Consider the following 16139-nt stretch of genomic DNA (forward strand, 5'->3'; position numbering starts at 1 on the left):
TTATTCTAACGAGAAACAAAAAATCTGTCATCAGTAATAGATAAAATCTATTACCAACAACAGATATTGTAGAACCTATTTAGCTAAAAGGACCAACTATTCCTGCTTTGGAATAGTTGGTCCTTTTCATTAAATCCTAGGGTCAAAACTTAGAATTAACAACTTTTTGACCCGTGGTTATTAGCGCATCCTTAGGCTAAGGCACCCATTGGATCCCATGGCTTCAAAACAGTTGGTTCTTGTTGTTGCGCTTTCTTTTGATCGTCCGAAAGGTATTTCTTATTAATCACAAATTGATAAACAAATTCATCCATCCACTTATCGCTCATGACGAAGTAACCTTTGGTACCAACCTTTTCTCCCCAGCTGTTTTCAACCTTCCATTTAGTTGGTTTGCCATCAACGAGATCAACACCGGTAATGACCATTGCGTGGGTCATCAAACTTTCACTGTAGTCCAAACGTTCTGCTTTGGATAATGAAAGGTCAGTGTCGAATAATTCATCAGGGGCATATAGATCAGTGTCCATAATTCCTTTTTTGCTATTAGAACTTTGACCAACATCACTACCGAACCAAACAGATTCGCCGTTTTCCAGCTGCATAATGGCTAACTTCTTGAGGTCAGCCATTTTCAAGTTTAGATGTTTGACTTGACGACCATTAACAACGTTACCTAACATTTCGATGGTATAAGTTTTGTTAAATGGCTTGTCGTCGGTTGGTGAGTTGATGAGCGAGACATAGTCTTCAAGATTAATTCCAACGTACTTCTTGAAAAAGTCTTGAGGGGTGATGTTTCGATCAATATGGTAATTGTTGTCTTTATCGCGATATTCGAAATCGAATTTGGTAACGGGTTCACCGAGTGCGTAAGTTAACATCCGATAAATTTCATTGAGCATTTTTTCTTTAGTCTTTGAAATTTTGCTGTCCGATGCCTTGTCAGCAACAAGTTCACGAAGAACGGTCGCGTCATGACGTAGCTTGAGGTTCAAGTATTTATTAAGTTGGGCAGACTTTTCACTGCTGAAAGTTTCTGGCATTGCATACTTGGGTACGATGCCGTATTTCTCAATTAATGCACACAGCATGTCCCATTGGCCGCCATCCTGTTGGGGCGTTTGCATCAACCAGGAAACTTTTCTGGAATCCAGTGGTTTGTCAGCCGTCTTGAGTACGTTTTCCAAGAAGTAGTTAGACTTTTCGAATTTGTCCCAGAAGTTGGTGTAGTTTTGGGATAACTCAAAATCATCGCTCACTTTTAATTCGTTCATCAAACGAATCCGCATGGTGTTCAAAGCCGCGAACATCCAGCAACGACCACTTTGTTTTTGATCGGCAACTTTGCCAGTTGATAGATCAATTGAAAATACAGGGGCCATTTTCGATTCGGCACTAAAGTCCTCACTAGAGCCTAATATTCCTTGGTGGGAAACAGCCCGTTCAATAACCTTTGAATCCTTACGGTCATCAAGGTTCTGTTGGAACTTGTTAATTTGGTCTAATTTGATTTCTGATGTCAAAAATGATCACTCTCCTTAATACCAAACTATTTTACGCTCATTAGGCTTAAATCGCCAGAACTTCGCAAGCGAGTGGATAAAATTAGATTGGGGCGAAAGGCGATTTGATCCCAGAATTTAAGTAAAAAAAAAGGAATGCATTCCTTTTTTTACTTAAATGGCGGGGGCAGCTATTTGTCGCAAGTTTTATCAATATAAGAATTGGGAAGCCAAGTTGCATTTGTAAACATTTTGCTGACTAATGTCTCCGCCTCAATAAAATTATCTTGCTTTTAATACCTCAGGCCCATCTTCTCTACCCACAATCACGGTGTTCACGATGTTTAAAAAGAGACCGTGTTCGACAATGCCCGTCATTTGATCCAGGTCTACTGCCAAGCTGTGAGGATTTTCGATTTGGTGTAGGTGAAGGTCGATGATATCGTTATCCGAATCTGTCTTGACTCGTTGGCCATCCTGAACTCGAAATTCAGGGTTATAGCCCTTTTCTTTGAGCCGTTTGAATAGCTGGCGGCTACCGTAAGGAATAACCTCTAATGGTAGTGGGAATGACCCGAGTTCATCGGCCATTTTGCTTTCGTCAACGATCCACATGTTTTTGTCAGAGTTAATAGCAACAATTTTTTCCCAAAGGTGGGCACCGCCACCGCCCTTGATTCCTTGGAAGTTTTTGTCGATTTGATCTGCACCGTCAATCGTTAAATCAATGTGATCGACTTCGTCTACGCCCTTGGTTGGGATACCCAAAAGATTGGCTTGCTTTCGAGTCCTTTCAGAGGTCGGAACGCCCACAATTGACAAGCCTTCCTTTTTAACACGTTCACCTAATGCATCGACCATGAATTTAACCGTGGATCCGGTTCCGAGGCCAACGACCGTGTTATTTTCAACGTATTTGACAGCTTCTTTACCAACGAGTTGTTTAAGTTCATCCTGATGTGTCATAATAATAGTTCCTTTCGTTTTTAGCCTGTTTAAAGGTTTTACTTACCCACATTGTGCGTTTTTTTAGCCTTTTTGTCAATGTATCAAATCAGCAACAGTTAGTTTATACTAGTAAGAATAAAATATTCTCAAGGGAGTTGCATTAAAATGGATCGTGGATTTGAAATTGTGTCAAAATATGCTAAGGATGATTTAACTATCCCATACCGAACAACTAAAAACGCAGCTGGTTATGACTTTGAAAGTGCAATTGACATGACGATCCCGTCAATTTGGAAAATCAACTTTTTGAAGGTTCTCTGGGCAATCCGTCATCAAAAAACCATTGATGATTCAAAGATCGATGCTGCCAAAAAGATCCTAAAACCATTTTTAATTCCAACCGGCATTAAAGCTTACATGAAACCCAATGAAGTGCTGATCATTGCCAACCGTTCAAGCAATCCTTTGAAACGTGGCCTGGTTATTCCAAATGGGATCGGTGTGATTGACGCTGATTACTATAATAACGAAGGGAATGAAGGTGAAATTTTCGTCCAAATCCTCAATTTTGGGATAACTGACATTAAAGTTGCCAAAGGTGAACGGATAGGCCAAGGGATTTTTATGCCGTATTTGTTAGCCGATCAGGATCAGTCCACTCATAAGCAAACGAGGAGCGGTGGTTTTGGTTCATCAGGCCGCTAAAATTTAAGAGTGGCTAAAGTATGCGGTGAACCAATTATTTTTTAAAGCAAAAGTGCTAAAATTAATATGTAACATTTAGGAGTAGAGGAGAATTTAGTTGGCAAAAGTTAAAACCCAATATGTTTGTCAGAATTGTGGCTACATTTCCCCGAGGTATCTGGGAAGATGCCCAAATTGTAATGAATGGAATACCCTGGTCGAGGAAACGGTCGCGGCCAAGCCCACCGCTTCAAGTGCAACGAGTTTGCGGCGGACCGGCATCCATGATAATAAGCCTGAACCATTAGACAAGGTCAAATTTCAACGAGAAAACCGATTTAAAACTTCAATGGAAGAATTGAATCGGGTCCTTGGTGGTGGTGTTGTGCCGGGGTCGCTGATTTTGATTGGCGGTGATCCGGGAATTGGTAAGTCGACTTTGATGCTGCAAGTTTCAGGCCAACTAAGCAAATCCGGTAAAATTCTTTATGTTTCCGGTGAAGAAAGTGCCAGCCAAATTAAGATGCGGGCTGCCAGGCTTGGTGTCAACGGCGATCAACTCTATGTCTATCCTGAAACGGATATGGATGTAATTAAAAGCACCATTAGTGAGATGAAGCCGGATGCTGTTGTGATCGATTCTGTTCAGACAATGCAGATTCCAGAATTACAATCAGCTACGGGTTCGGTTGCTCAAATCCGCGAAGTGACGGCTGATCTCATGAATATTGCTAAAGGACAAGGCATCACCGTCTTTGTCGTTGGTCACGTTACCAAGGGCGGCGCCATCGCCGGTCCAAAAATTCTCGAGCATATGGTTGATACTGTGCTCTACTTTGAAGGTGATCTCCATCATTCTTATCGGATTTTGCGGACGGTCAAGAATCGGTTTGGCTCGACCAATGAATTAGGGGTTTTCGAAATGCGAATGGATGGCTTGCATGAGGTGACCAATCCATCAGAGATCTTTCTGGAAGAACGATTAAAGGACGCAACTGGTTCTGCGATTGTTGTTTCAATGGAAGGTACCCGACCAATTTTAGTTGAAATTCAAGCATTAGTGACCGCCTCGGTTTTTGGTAACGCTCAACGGACAGCCGCCGGTCTTGATCGGAATCGCGTTTCACTGATTATGGCGGTTCTTGAGAAAAGAGCCGGTTTGATGTTGCAAAATCAGGATGCTTATTTGAAGGCAGCTGGTGGGGTGAAGCTGGATGAACCTGCAATTGATTTGGCAATGGCCGTTAGTATTGCATCGTCTTACAAGAATCGTGGAACCAGCCCAACAGAGTGTTACGTTGGTGAACTGGGGTTGACCGGTGAGGTTCGACGCGTTACCAGAATTGAACAGCGGGTTATAGAGGCCCACAAGCTTGGATTCAAGCGGGTTTTAGTTCCAAGTAACAATTTACAAGGTTGGACGCCACCTAAGGGAATCGAAGTTGTCGGTGTTTCAACGTTATCGCAAGCATTAAAATTAGCCTTGGGATAACATTTATTTTTGAGAGAAGGCGATATTAGTGAGAAGAAAGAGAATTGTTCAAATTGTTTTCACCCTTGCTGGGGCTGCAATTGGCGCCAGTTATTTCAAGTTATTGTGGTTAATTTTACAGGTTAGGTACGGGACGCTTTTCAACAACACCATTACAAATGCGTTGGTTGGTGCAATTATTTTCTATATTATTTCGTTGTTGACAGGAAATTACGTCCTCAAGCTAATTGACCGAATTGAAGGCCAATTGACCAAGCAGAGCCCATTATCTCTTATCTTTGGGACTTTGGGGCTTATTGTTGGCTTGGTAGTGGCAATATTGATTTCAATCGTATTCTTTAGAACCCGGACGTTCTTCTTAAATACGATGATTCCAATTATCTTGATGTTGGTCCTCGGATACTTTGGTTTTCGAATTGGGACAACCCAAAATGATCGTTGGCGCCGGCTTTTTCAATCAAGACGCAAATCAGAATCTGCTAAGGAATCTGGTGAAAAAATCATTGATAAGCCAGTTGATAAAAATTACCATCATTACAAGATTTTGGATACCAATATTTTAATTGACGGCCGAATTTATGACGTTATTAAGACTGGATTTATTGAAGGCACATTGCTGGTTCCTCAATTTGTCCTCTACGAACTGCAATACATCGCTGATTCTAGTGATAGCGTGAAGCGGGTTCGCGGTCGGCGTGGACTTGATATTCTCAATAAGCTGCAAACCGAAAAATTGATTCCAATTGAAATTTACGAAAAAGATTATGAGGATATTGATGAAGTTGATAGCAAATTAATCCAGCTTGCTAAGGACATCGATGGGGTGATTATTACAAATGACTATAACCTCAATAAAGTGATTCAATTCCAGCATGTCCAAGTATTCAACATTAATGCCTTAGCGAATGCGTTACGGCAAAAGATCCTGCCGGGGCAAAATCTCAACGTGATGGTCGTTAAAAACGGAACTGAACGGCAACAAGGAGTTGCTTACCTGGATGACGGAACGATGGTGGTTGTTGAGGATGGTCGTTACTTCTTGAATGATCATATTGACGTTGTGGTTACCAGTGCCATCCAAACTGATGCCGGTAAGATGATTTTTGCTCGACCGGAACATTCAACCAAGAATATTTCTGAAAATAATGAAGAAGACAGCAAGAAAAACAATTCATCAAAGAAAAATGGTAAAAAGAATTGATAACAATCTTTAACTGATACTCAAAAAGATGGGATCAAGACTAAACGTGGCTTGATCCAAGAGTTTAAGAAAAACGGCAGTACATTCTGATTCTGGAATGCATTGCCGTTTTTGCTTAAGCGGCGGGGATTAGCCATTTATCGCAACCCTTATCAATATAAAAATTGTGAGGTAAGTTACATTCATAAACAATTTGCTGACTAACGTCTCAGCCCCTTTATTTTTTAATCAGTTCATTGTAAACTTTAAATACTGACAAAAATGTCGATTAATTTTAAGAAAGAGGCGTTATACATTGGCAAACAATGCAATTCGAGTTCGTTATGCTCCAAGCCCAACCGGCCACTTGCATATCGGAAATGCACGAACAGCCATTTTCAACTATTTATTCGCACGACACAACAAAGGAAAGTTCATTATCCGAATTGAGGATACTGATACGAAACGAAACGTTGTTGACGGTGAAAAGAGCCAGCTTGAAAACTTGAAGTGGCTTGGCTTGGATTGGGACGAAGGTCCTGACGTGGGCGGCAATTTTGGCCCATATCGTCAATCCGAGCGAAAGGGAATTTATGATCCACTCATTCAACAACTATTGGATGAGGGAAAGGCTTACGAATCATATCGAACTGAAGCGCAATTGCAGGCCGACCGCGAAGATCAAAAGGCACGCGGCCAAATGCCTCATTATGAATATGAGTACAAAGGAATGTCCGAAGAGGAAAAGCGACAAGCAATTGCCGATGCAAAAGCAAAAGGATTGAAGCCGGTTATTCGTTTCCGAGTTCCTGAAAATCGTGATTACGCTTGGGACGATATCGTTAAAGGCAAGGTTTCCTTCAATTCCGATACAATTGGTGGCGATTTTGTCATTGCTAAGCGTGACGGAATGCCAACGTACAACTTTGCGGTTGTTGTTGATGACCACATGATGAAAATTAGCCACGTCTTTCGTGGTGATGATCACGTTGCTAATACCCCTAAGCAGTTAATGATCTACGAAGCATTTGGCTGGAATCCACCTAAGTTCGGCCATATGAGCTTAATTATTAGTGCTGATACTGGCAAAAAGCTCAGCAAGCGTGATGAATCTGTCCTGCAATTTATTGAACAGTATCGTAAGCTAGGATATCTGCCTGATGCCATGTTTAACTTCATCCTGCTTTTGGGTTGGTCGCCAGTTGGTGAAGATGAAATCTTTAACAAGAAAGATTTCATCAAGATGTACGATGAAAATCGTCTCAGCAAGTCCCCCGCTAAGTTTGATTCCAAGAAGCTGGAGTGGATTAATAACCAATACGTTAAGGCAGCCGATGACAGCACCGTGATGGACTTAGCCTTACGGCAATTGATTGAAGGGGGTAACATCCCGGAAAATCCTGACGCCAAGACCATTGAATGGGCACGCCAACTCATTAACTTATACAAACGAGAGATGAGTTATATGGCTCAGATTAACGACATGGCTTCTGTTTTCTTCCAAGAACCTGAAGAAATTAGTGGTGAAGCACTGGCCGAAATTTCCAATGACACGGCCCCAGTTGTTCTGAAAGAATTCCAAAAACGGATTCAAGCACTTCCAATTTTTGATTCGGTTGAGGTGTTCAAAACAATCAAAGCAATTCAAAAAGATACTGGGATCAAAGGTCGTCAACTCTGGATGCCAATTCGGATTGCGGTAACTCATGAAATGCACGGTCCAGAATTACCAGAATCTGTTGAATTAGTTGGTCGGCAAAAGGCTGTTGAGCACATTGAGCAGACTTTGAATCAATTAAATAAAGCGTAAATTATTAATTTTATTGTTAGATTAATTGGTCTCGTTGAAAATTCAGCGAGACCTTTTATTATAGGTTATAGTTAGTTTAATAAACTTGACGGTTTTTATGCTATGATTTTAATATAAACTAGTTAAAGAGAGGAATTCGAAATGCTGCAGATATTTAATACGCTCACCCGCAAAAAAGAAAAATTCGAACCGGTCACTCCCGGCATCGTTCATATGTATGTCTGTGGGCCTACCGTCTATAACTACATCCACATCGGAAATGCAAGGAGTGCAATTGCGTTTGATACGGTTCGCAGGTACTTGGAATATCGCGGCTACAAGGTGAAGTATGTTTCGAATTTTACCGACGTTGATGACAAGATGATCAATGCAGCTCGTGAAAATCATACGACCGTTGGCGCAATTGCAGACAAATATATCGCTGCTTTCATGCAGGATACTGCTGCTTTGAATATTTCCTCGGATGTCATTCATCCGCGGGCAACTGAGAACATTCGAGAAATCATTGATTTTGTTAAGACACTTGTTGATAACGGTTCCGCCTATAATGTTGACGGGGATGTTTATTTTCGTGCCCGTAGGTTCCCATCATACGGGGCATTGCCGCACATTAACGTTGATCAGCTCGAAATTGGGGCCAGTCAACACGTGAGTCAAGAAGAAATGGCTAAAAAAGAAGATCCAATTGATTTTGCCCTCTGGAAAAAGTCCAAAGGCGATGAAATCTCATGGGAGTCGCCATGGGGTAAGGGGCGGCCCGGCTGGCATATTGAATGCTCAGTGATGTCGACCAAGTACCTGGGTAAAACGATTGATATTCACGGTGGCGGTGAAGATTTGATTTTTCCGCATCATGAAAATGAACGGGCCCAAAGTGAAGCAAAAACGCATCAAACATTTGTTAAATACTGGATGCACAATGGGTTTGTAACCATCGGTGATGACAATGAAAAGATGAGTAAGTCACTTGGAAACTTCATCACGGTGCATGATTTACTCGAGCATTTGGATGGCCAGGTGATTCGTCTGCTGATGTCGACGACTCATTATCGACGGCCAATTCAGTACAGCGATGCCAGTGTTCAAGAAGCTAAGAGCAATCTCAAGAAGCTGCAAACGGCCTTCAACAACTTGACTTATCGGTTGCATAACGCCGAATCGGGGGATGATCCCAAAACCGATCAGGAAGTTCGTCAGATTGTTGCTGATTTTACAGATGCAATGGACGACGATTTCAATGTTCAAAATGGGATTGCGGCAGTTTATGAATTGGCGAAGTTTGCCAACACTTACAGCGAACGTTCGGTTGTTTTCCAACTGAGCATTCAATTTATTATTAATACCCTCAAACAACTTGCCGGCATTTTCGGGATCAAATTGGAACAAAGTGAATTAAAAGATGACGAAATTTGGAAACTCATTCATGAACGTGAATCCGCCCGCAAGAATAAGGACTTCATTCGCAGTGATGAGATTCGGGAAGAATTAAAAGCCCGCGGAATTGTTCTTGAGGATACACCGCAGGGAACCCGATTTAGAAAGGAACAACAATAGATATGGCTGACAATTACACTCAGCTCAATGGGATTGCATTGGCTTATATGGGAGACGCGGCGTATGAAGTGTTTATTCGCCGTCACCTCATCGAACAAGGCTTAACCAGGCCGACAAGGCTACAGCACGTGGCGACCAACTACGTTTCGGCAAAAGCCCAAGCAGCCTTGATTGATTTAATGGAAACGGATCATTTGTTAAACGATGATGAGTGGGGCTATTTCAAACGGGGGCGTAACGCTAAAAGTCATACCCACGCAAAAAATACAGATGTTATCACTTATCGGATTTCTACCGGCTTTGAAGCGGTATTCGGCTACCTATCACTGAGCGATCAAGATGAGCGGATGAAGCAGATTGCCGAATGGTGCATTGATCAAGTTGAAAACGGGAGATTAAAACATGAAGAATGATCACGAAGAATCACAAAGCGAAGAATTTATTATTGGTCGTCATCCAGTTGTTGCGGCTTTAAAGAGTGACAATCCGGTTAATAAGTTGTTCGTCCAATCGGGCGCCAAAGATGACGATAATATCATTTCAGAAATCATGAATTTGGCTCATAAAAAGCGTTTGGTGATTTCTAAAGTTCCTAAGCAAAAGTTGGATAAATTAGCCAACAATCAAAATCACCAGGGTGTCGTTTTATCTATTGCGGCCTTTAAATACGCGGCGATTGACGACTTGTTTGCTCATTCGGAAAAAGCCGGCATGGCTCCCTTTTTTGTGATTTTGGATAATATTGAAGATCCCCATAATTTAGGTTCGATTATCCGAACTGCCGACGCGGCTGGCGTAACCGGCATTATTATTCCTAAACATCGAGCGGTGGGCATGACCGCGACAGTTGCCAAGACGTCGGCAGGTGCCATTGAGCGGGTGCCGGTTGCCCGGGTTACTAATCTCTCGGCAACTGTTAAAGAACTAAAAGAGCGCGGCTTGTGGGTCTTTGGAACCGACATTACTGGGACCGATTACCGTCGTTGGGATGCAAAGGGTTCAGTTGCAGTGATTATCGGTAATGAGGGTAAAGGCATTTCGCCGCTGCTCAAAAAGCAAGTGGACGAAATGCTGACGATTCCGATGGTCGGTGATATCCAAAGCTTGAATGCAAGTGTTGCTGCTAGCGTTTTGATCTATCAAGGGTATAATTCACGTCATCCATTAGGGAAATAAGTTTAGAATTGGTGAGACATTATGAAAGATGATCTGTTAATTGTTGACGCTTATAATATGATCGGCAACTGGCCACATTTAAATAAACTCAAGCAGGCAGACCGTCTTGAAGATGCTCGGGATCAATTGTTAGCGGAGTTATCCGAGTACAAAAAATACCGAGACATCAATATGATCGTCGTGTTTGACGCAATGTATGTTCCCGGTAATTCGAAAAGTTTCCGTAGGTTTGATATGGAGATTGTTTGGACGAGTAAGGATCAGACTGCCGATAGTTACATTGAGGCATTGGCACGCAAAAAGCAGAACCGGTTTACTCAAGTGATTGTCGCAACCAGCGACCAAGCAGAGCAGTGGACGATCTTTTCTGCCGGCGCCTTGAGAATCCCTGCCAGAGAATTGCTTGGCGATATGCAACGGGCAAAAAAAGAAGTTGATGTTGAAGCACGGAAACTGACTGATCAATCTCAGGTGATTCGTCATTCACCATGGGACCCGAAGCAATTATTGGAACTGGAAAAGCTCCGAGATCATTTAACGGATGATCAATAAAAATATTAATTTGTTGATATTATAAAATTGGTCTAGGTATGATATCTGTTGAGTGAACCTGGGTTCGCTTGTCAGTGATTATTTCCTTTTGTAATCTAAGTTGCATGATTCATTACAACTTACGAATGCGAGGAAAGTGAATATGATTACTGATGCAGAAATGAAGGTTATTAAGCGAGCCGCAGAGGGTGATCGAGACGCCTTTGAATGGTTATTTAACTTTTATCGGCCAATTTTTAGAAAGGTCCGGCGAAACTTTTTCATTGCAGGGATGGAAACCGAAGATATCGAACAGGAAGCTCGAATCGTGTTGTATCGATCGGCCCAAAAGTTTGAAGATGGTCGCAACGTGTCATTTGGGAGTTATTACAGCCACAACTTGAAAAACCGGGTGTTTGATTTGATCAGGTCGAATAATGCTCAAAAACGATTACCGACTGAATTTATGAATTCTGTGGAAGAGAATGAGGCTTTCTATTCAACCACTGTGGCTGACACGTCTGCCTGGGACCCAGAGGCCTTGGTGATCATGAACGACGATTTTCACCGGCTTTATAAAAGTTGTTCGGGTCTTGAACGGTGGGCATTTGCTTTGGTATTGCCCAACAGCCCGGATCCGATGTTTTGTATGGCCACTGATCGATCTGTTTTGAACGCTTTTGAGCGCTGCCGATTGAAATATCTTAACCGGATAAGTTGACGTCGTTGCAATTGAATGCTAGAATTACTACGCTTGTACCAAGTAGGAGGTGCCAACATGGCACAGAAAAGAGTTGCTTTGGCTTGTTCAGTTTGTGGATCAAGGAATTATACGATTCCCGCCAATCCCAACCGAACAAAACGACTAGAGCTTAATAAGTTTTGTAAGTATTGTGGCAAGTACACTTTGCACAAAGAAACCAGATAGTTTATACAAAGTTAGGGGTTAACAAGTTGAAATTTGCACGATTTTTAAAAAGCGTTGCTGCAGAAATGAAGGTTGTCACCTGGCCAACCGCTAAAGAAAACCGGCGTGATACTAGTACTGTATTGGGTACTTCAATTATCATGGCTATCTTTTTGGGCGCAGTTGACTGGATTGTTCAGTGGGCACTTACATTTCTGGCATAGCCAATTCGAAGAAAATTTGATATAGTTATGTTGATAAAACCTGCAAACAGTGTCAGGTTTTTTTATTTGATGTGATTTTTTAAGGAGATTATAAAATGGTTGAGTCAGCAGAGAAACAATGGTACGTGTTACATACTTATTCCGGATATGAAAACAAAGTTAAGTTAAATTTGGATAGCCGGAAGGAATCAATGGGGATGCAGGATTACATCTTTAGAGTTGTGGTTCCTGAACAAGAGGAACACGAAGTTAAAAACGGTAAAGATGAAGAAAAGATGGAAAAAACTTTCCCTGGTTATGTACTGGTTGAAATGATCATGACTGACCAAGCTTGGTATATTGTTCGAAACACCCCAGGAGTAACAGGGTTTGTTGGGTCACATGGTCAAGGTAGTAAGCCAACCCCATTGTTGCCAGAAGAAGTGGACCTTGTTTTGAAGCGGATTGGGATGAGTTCTCGTCATGAAGAACTTGATGTCAGTGTTGGCGATACCGTTAAGATCGTTGATGGGGCCTTTACCGGGCTTGATGGTAAAGTAACCGAAATTGATAACGAAAAAATGCGTTTGAAGGTTAACATTGAAATGTTCGGCCGTGAGACCAGCACTGAATTGGAATTTAATCAGGTTGACCCAATCGTTTAACAACAAGTAGGTGGTTAATGTGCTTGGCATAATCATATTAACTTTGATAATCATTCTGTTGGTTGTTGGGTTAGTGATTGCTGCCCATCAATTTAGGCTGCTTGGTAAGCCTTATATGAGTCCTGTTTCGACTAACATCTCAACAACCTTGGATTCAGTTCCGACACTTTTTCTGCCGGGGTATTTTGGTAATCGGTATTCATTTGGCTTTTTGTTAAGGCGGCTGGTGAATCGATATCAAGCAAATAAATCGATGGTTATCTATGTTGATGGCCGCGGCAAGCTTCGAGTCGTTGGTCAACTGTCAAAGTATCGGCCACTTATTCAAGTTATCTTTCAGGATAAACGTTCCCGTCCTCAACAACAGTCAAAGTGGCTGTTGTTCATCTGTCAACGGCTAGCCGATCAGTATGGCGTGGCAACCATTAACCTTGTTGGTCACTCGATGGGATGTATCACAATCTTCTGGCTGCTGACTCACCACCAACAGGAACTACCAGTAGCAATCAGCCGAGTTGTGACAATTGCCGGGCCATTCAATGATTCCGAAATTGCCCGTAATACCCGAGGTGTGGAAGAATACCCAAATGATTCTGCTGGGCCTCGGAAACGGACCGCAATCTATCGGGCCCTTGCTAAGAGAGTTTCCGCAATGCCAAAGGGAATCAAGTTTTTAAACATTGCCGGCACGATCAGTTCGGGTCAGCAGAATGATGGCCAGGTATCTTTAAGCAGTGCATTCTCACTGAGGTATCTATTGCGGGATCCGATTATTTATTATCGGGAATTGGTCATCAGGGGCAAGGGCGCAACTCATCGATTACTACACGAAAATCGAGTTGTTGATGCCCATATTGCCAAATTTATTTGGAATACCTGATTTTAGTTGTTGTTCCATATGTTAGTTTATGGTATATTTAATTGGTATGTTTATGCATACTCACGTGGGAGGAGAAATTTTGATCTCCAATTACCACACACGGACTTAAGGAGGTATGTCTCGTGGCTAAAAAAGTAGCTAATATTGTTAAGTTGCAAATTCCAGCGGGCAAAGCAACACCTGCCCCTCCAGTTGGTCCTGCTTTAGGTCAAGCAGGTATCAACATTATGGGCTTCACCAAGGAATTTAATGCACGTACTGCTGATCAATCAGGAATGATCATTCCTGTTGTTATTACTGTGTATGAAGATCGTTCATTCGACTTTATCACAAAGACTCCACCTGCTGCTGTTTTACTCAAGAAAGCTGCTGGTGTTCAAAAGGGTTCCGGTGAACCAAATACTAACAAGGTTGCCAAAGTTACCAAAGACCAAGTTAAGCAGATTGCCGAAACTAAAATGAAAGACCTAAACGCAGCTGATGTTGAAGCAGCAATGCGCATGGTTGAGGGTACTGCACGTAGCATGGGCTTTACTGTCGAAGGATAGTTTAACTTGTTACATCAGTATCTTTAACGATGACACACTGTTTCACGTCGCGTGGGAGGTTAATCCGTTATAACCACAAAGCAAGGAGGAAAACACACATGGCTCGTAAAAGAGGTAAAAATTATAAGGCAGCACTTGAACAGGTAGATCAAGAAAAATCATATCCTGTAAGCGATGCTGTTGATTTGGTTAAAAAAATTGACTATGCAAAATTCGACGCAACTGTTGAAATTGTATTTAAATTAAACGTTGATACTAAGCAGGCTGACCAACAATTACGTGGTGCCGTTGTCTTACCTAATGGAACTGGTAAGGAACAAACGGTTATCGTATTCGCTAAAGGTGACAACGCTAAAGCAGCAAAGGATGCTGGTGCAGACTTTGTTGGCGATGCAGACTTAGTTCAAAAAATTCAAGATGGCTGGCTTGATTTCGATGTTGCCATTGCAACGCCTGATATGATGGCTCAAGTGGGACGTTTAGGACGAGTTCTTGGACCAAAAGGTTTGATGCCAAACCCTAAGACAGGAACTGTTACAATGGACGTTGCCAAGGCTGTTAAAGAATCTAAAGCCGGTAAGGTTACTTACCGGACTGACCGTGACGGTAATGTTGCCGTTCCAGTTGGTAAGGTATCATTCAGTGCTGACCAATTGGTTGGTAACTTGAAGACCATTGCTGATGTTATCGTAAAGGCCCGTCCAGCTTCTGTTCGTGGTGTTTATGTTAACAACGTTTCAATCTCATCAACATTTGGCCCTGGTGTTAAAGTGGACCTTGATTCATTTGATACTGCCAAAGCTTAATGAGTTTTTGATCTAATAAAAATCCCTAATTGACGGTGAACCCTTCGTTGTGGTAAGCTGTTAGTTGCTGATAAATACGCCTAAGACTCAGGTGGCTTCTTGCCTTAATATCCTGCCGAGGAATTAACTTTCTCTATGTCTTGGTGGGCATGGGGATTTTTTATTAAATCCCAACTAGAATTTTGGGAGGTGAAATTTTGAGTAAGGAAACTGTTGCACTTAAATCAAAAAAAGTTGATGAAGTGACTGACTTATTAAAGAATGCTTCATCAATCGTTATTGTTGACTACCGTGGTTTAACCGTTGCTGAAGTGACTGATTTGCGAAAGCAATTACGTGACGAAGGCGTTAAGATGGAAGTTATCAAGAACAAGATCTTGGATCGAGCTTCTGTTAAAGCTGGATACGAAGATTTAAAGGATACATTCAATGGTCCTACAGCTGTTGCATTCTCTTCAGAGGATCCAATTGCCGGCCCTAAGATTGTTCACAACTTTGCCAAAACCAATGATGCTCTTCAATTAAAGGGTGGCGTTATTGACGGTAAGGTTGCAAGTCTTGACGAAATCACTGCATATGCTGCATTGCCTAGCCGTGAAGAATTGTTATCTACTCTTGCTAATATTCTTCAAGCACCTGTACGTAACGTTGCATACGCTGTTAAAGCAATTGCTGACAAAAAATCTGACGATGGCGACGCTGCCTAGTTAGATCAAAATAATTCCAATAAATGGAGGAAAATATAATGGCTTTTGATAAAGATAGTATTATTGATCAATTAAAAGATGCTTCAATCACTGACCTTAACGACTTAGTTAAGTCAATTGAAGACGAATTTGGTGTTTCTGCTTCTGCTCCAGTTGCTGCTGCAGGTGCTGCTGGTGGCGACGCTGCTACCAAAGATTCATACGATGTTGAATTAACTGAATCTGGTGACCAAAAGGTTAAAGCCATCAAGGCTATCCGTGACATCACTGGTCTTGGCTTGAAGGATGCTAAGGGTCTTGTTGACAAGGTACCTTCAATCGTCAAGGAAGGCGCTACTGAAGACGAAGCTAACGAAATCAAGGAAAAGCTTGAAGCTGTTGGTGGTACAGTTACCCTTAAGTAATAGGGTTATAATTAGATTAAATTAAATCGCTTCATATCGACGTTAACTGTTGATATGAAGCGATTTTGGCTCTTCGTCAACTGTTGTTGGTGAAACTAAATTCGAGTTCTAATCACTTTGTGATTAGGGCTCTTTTTGT

General features: G+C 41.9%; 19 protein-coding genes and 1 other annotated feature. Of the genes, 17 read left to right on the forward strand and 2 right to left on the reverse strand.

Annotated features, from left to right (window positions below; all coding sequences use genetic code 11):
* Positions 1-191 precede the first annotated feature (191 nt).
* Together QUF07_RS10370 and rpiA are read right to left on the reverse strand one after the other, a co-directional pair.
* Positions 192-1526 carry a C1 family peptidase gene (locus QUF07_RS10370; RefSeq protein WP_056981897.1) on the reverse strand — a complete coding sequence of 445 codons (1335 nt, stop codon included), beginning with the start codon at positions 1524-1526 and terminating at the stop codon, positions 192-194.
* Positions 1527-1787: 261 nt separating this feature from the next.
* On the reverse strand, positions 1788-2471 hold the full coding sequence (gene rpiA, locus QUF07_RS10375; protein WP_217162295.1) for a ribose-5-phosphate isomerase RpiA: 684 nt from the start codon (positions 2469-2471) through the stop codon (positions 1788-1790).
* A gap of 147 nt (positions 2472-2618) precedes the next feature.
* Between rpiA and QUF07_RS10380 the strand changes: the two genes are divergently transcribed.
* From QUF07_RS10380 to rplL, 17 genes are all read left to right on the forward strand, one after another.
* Positions 2619-3158: a dCTP deaminase/dUTPase family protein gene (locus QUF07_RS10380; protein ID WP_217162293.1), complete on the forward strand. Its 540-nt coding sequence runs from the start codon at positions 2619-2621 to the stop codon at positions 3156-3158.
* Positions 3159-3255: 97 nt separating this feature from the next.
* The gene (gene radA, locus QUF07_RS10385; protein ID WP_054748372.1) at positions 3256-4629 is read left to right on the forward strand and encodes a DNA repair protein RadA; all 1374 of its coding nucleotides are present in this window, start codon (positions 3256-3258) and stop codon (positions 4627-4629) included.
* Positions 4630-4657: 28 nt separating this feature from the next.
* The gene (locus QUF07_RS10390) at positions 4658-5830 is read left to right on the forward strand and encodes a PIN/TRAM domain-containing protein (RefSeq protein WP_430673520.1); all 1173 of its coding nucleotides are present in this window, start codon (positions 4658-4660) and stop codon (positions 5828-5830) included.
* Between the two features lie 295 nt (positions 5831-6125).
* The gene (gltX, locus tag QUF07_RS10395) at positions 6126-7619 is read left to right on the forward strand and encodes a glutamate--tRNA ligase (protein WP_217162291.1); all 1494 of its coding nucleotides are present in this window, start codon (positions 6126-6128) and stop codon (positions 7617-7619) included.
* A gap of 141 nt (positions 7620-7760) precedes the next feature.
* Positions 7761-9173, forward strand: a complete 1413-nt coding sequence (gene cysS, locus QUF07_RS10400) for a cysteine--tRNA ligase (RefSeq protein ID WP_289427384.1) — start codon at positions 7761-7763, stop codon at positions 9171-9173.
* 2 nt (positions 9174-9175) lie between these two features.
* Positions 9176-9586, forward strand: coding sequence for a Mini-ribonuclease 3 (locus QUF07_RS10405; protein ID WP_056981905.1), 411 nt, complete (start codon positions 9176-9178; stop codon positions 9584-9586).
* On the forward strand, positions 9576-10349 hold the full coding sequence (gene rlmB, locus QUF07_RS10410) for a 23S rRNA (guanosine(2251)-2'-O)-methyltransferase RlmB (RefSeq protein WP_289427385.1): 774 nt from the start codon (positions 9576-9578) through the stop codon (positions 10347-10349). The genes QUF07_RS10405 and rlmB overlap by 11 nt, the downstream gene beginning before the upstream one ends.
* 21 nt (positions 10350-10370) lie before the next feature.
* Entirely contained in the window at positions 10371-10901 is a 531-nt protein-coding gene (locus QUF07_RS10415; RefSeq protein WP_217341601.1) for an NYN domain-containing protein, read from the forward strand.
* 142 nt (positions 10902-11043) lie between these two features.
* Positions 11044-11601 (forward strand): sigma factor, encoded by a 558-nt coding sequence (locus tag QUF07_RS10420; protein ID WP_289427386.1) that lies wholly within the window; start codon positions 11044-11046, stop codon positions 11599-11601.
* Between the two features lie 57 nt (positions 11602-11658).
* Complete coding sequence (rpmG, locus tag QUF07_RS10425; RefSeq protein ID WP_056981910.1) at positions 11659-11808, forward strand: 50S ribosomal protein L33; 150 nt, start codon at positions 11659-11661, stop codon at positions 11806-11808.
* A gap of 26 nt (positions 11809-11834) precedes the next feature.
* On the forward strand, positions 11835-12011 hold the full coding sequence (gene secE, locus QUF07_RS10430) for a preprotein translocase subunit SecE (protein WP_054748364.1): 177 nt from the start codon (positions 11835-11837) through the stop codon (positions 12009-12011).
* 95 nt (positions 12012-12106) lie between these two features.
* Positions 12107-12655, forward strand: coding sequence for a transcription termination/antitermination protein NusG (gene nusG, locus QUF07_RS10435; RefSeq protein ID WP_056981913.1), 549 nt, complete (start codon positions 12107-12109; stop codon positions 12653-12655).
* Between the two features lie 19 nt (positions 12656-12674).
* The gene (locus tag QUF07_RS10440; protein WP_289427387.1) at positions 12675-13535 is read left to right on the forward strand and encodes an alpha/beta hydrolase; all 861 of its coding nucleotides are present in this window, start codon (positions 12675-12677) and stop codon (positions 13533-13535) included.
* A 122-nt stretch (positions 13536-13657) separates the two neighbouring features.
* Positions 13658-14083, forward strand: coding sequence for a 50S ribosomal protein L11 (gene rplK / locus QUF07_RS10445; protein ID WP_056981914.1), 426 nt, complete (start codon positions 13658-13660; stop codon positions 14081-14083).
* Between the two features lie 98 nt (positions 14084-14181).
* Positions 14182-14889, forward strand: coding sequence for a 50S ribosomal protein L1 (rplA, locus tag QUF07_RS10450; RefSeq protein WP_054748363.1), 708 nt, complete (start codon positions 14182-14184; stop codon positions 14887-14889).
* Positions 14890-14950: 61 nt separating this feature from the next.
* Positions 14951-15060 (forward strand) — a sequence feature (ribosomal protein L10 leader region).
* 26 nt (positions 15061-15086) lie between these two features.
* Positions 15087-15596, forward strand: a complete 510-nt coding sequence (gene rplJ / locus QUF07_RS10455; RefSeq protein WP_054748361.1) for a 50S ribosomal protein L10 — start codon at positions 15087-15089, stop codon at positions 15594-15596.
* 38 nt (positions 15597-15634) lie between these two features.
* Positions 15635-16000: a 50S ribosomal protein L7/L12 gene (gene rplL, locus QUF07_RS10460; protein ID WP_056981916.1), complete on the forward strand. Its 366-nt coding sequence runs from the start codon at positions 15635-15637 to the stop codon at positions 15998-16000.
* Positions 16001-16139 lie beyond the last annotated feature (139 nt).

It is taken from the genome of Lentilactobacillus sp. TOM.63, assembly GCF_030361045.1.
In the GTDB taxonomy this organism is placed as follows: domain Bacteria; phylum Bacillota; class Bacilli; order Lactobacillales; family Lactobacillaceae; genus Lentilactobacillus; species Lentilactobacillus dabitei.

What these genes read in the sequence shown, in the direction of transcription:
- QUF07_RS10415 (WP_217341601.1), top strand. Translation starts at nt 10,371, where the DNA reads ATGAAAGATGATCTGTTAATTGTTGACGCTTATAATATGATCGGCAAC.
- rlmB (WP_289427385.1), top strand. Translation starts at nt 9,576, where the DNA reads ATGAAGAATGATCACGAAGAATCACAAAGCGAAGAATTTATTATTGGT.
- nusG (WP_056981913.1), top strand. Translation starts at nt 12,107, where the DNA reads ATGGTTGAGTCAGCAGAGAAACAATGGTACGTGTTACATACTTATTCC.
- QUF07_RS10420 (WP_289427386.1), top strand. Translation starts at nt 11,044, where the DNA reads ATGATTACTGATGCAGAAATGAAGGTTATTAAGCGAGCCGCAGAGGGT.
- rplL (WP_056981916.1), top strand. Translation starts at nt 15,635, where the DNA reads ATGGCTTTTGATAAAGATAGTATTATTGATCAATTAAAAGATGCTTCA.
- rplA (WP_054748363.1), top strand. Translation starts at nt 14,182, where the DNA reads ATGGCTCGTAAAAGAGGTAAAAATTATAAGGCAGCACTTGAACAGGTA.
- rpmG (WP_056981910.1), top strand. Translation starts at nt 11,659, where the DNA reads ATGGCACAGAAAAGAGTTGCTTTGGCTTGTTCAGTTTGTGGATCAAGG.
- cysS (WP_289427384.1), top strand. Translation starts at nt 7,761, where the DNA reads ATGCTGCAGATATTTAATACGCTCACCCGCAAAAAAGAAAAATTCGAA.
- QUF07_RS10405 (WP_056981905.1), top strand. Translation starts at nt 9,176, where the DNA reads ATGGCTGACAATTACACTCAGCTCAATGGGATTGCATTGGCTTATATG.
- QUF07_RS10380 (WP_217162293.1), top strand. Translation starts at nt 2,619, where the DNA reads ATGGATCGTGGATTTGAAATTGTGTCAAAATATGCTAAGGATGATTTA.
- rpiA (WP_217162295.1), bottom strand. Translation starts at nt 2,471, where the DNA reads ATGACACATCAGGATGAACTTAAACAACTCGTTGGTAAAGAAGCTGTC.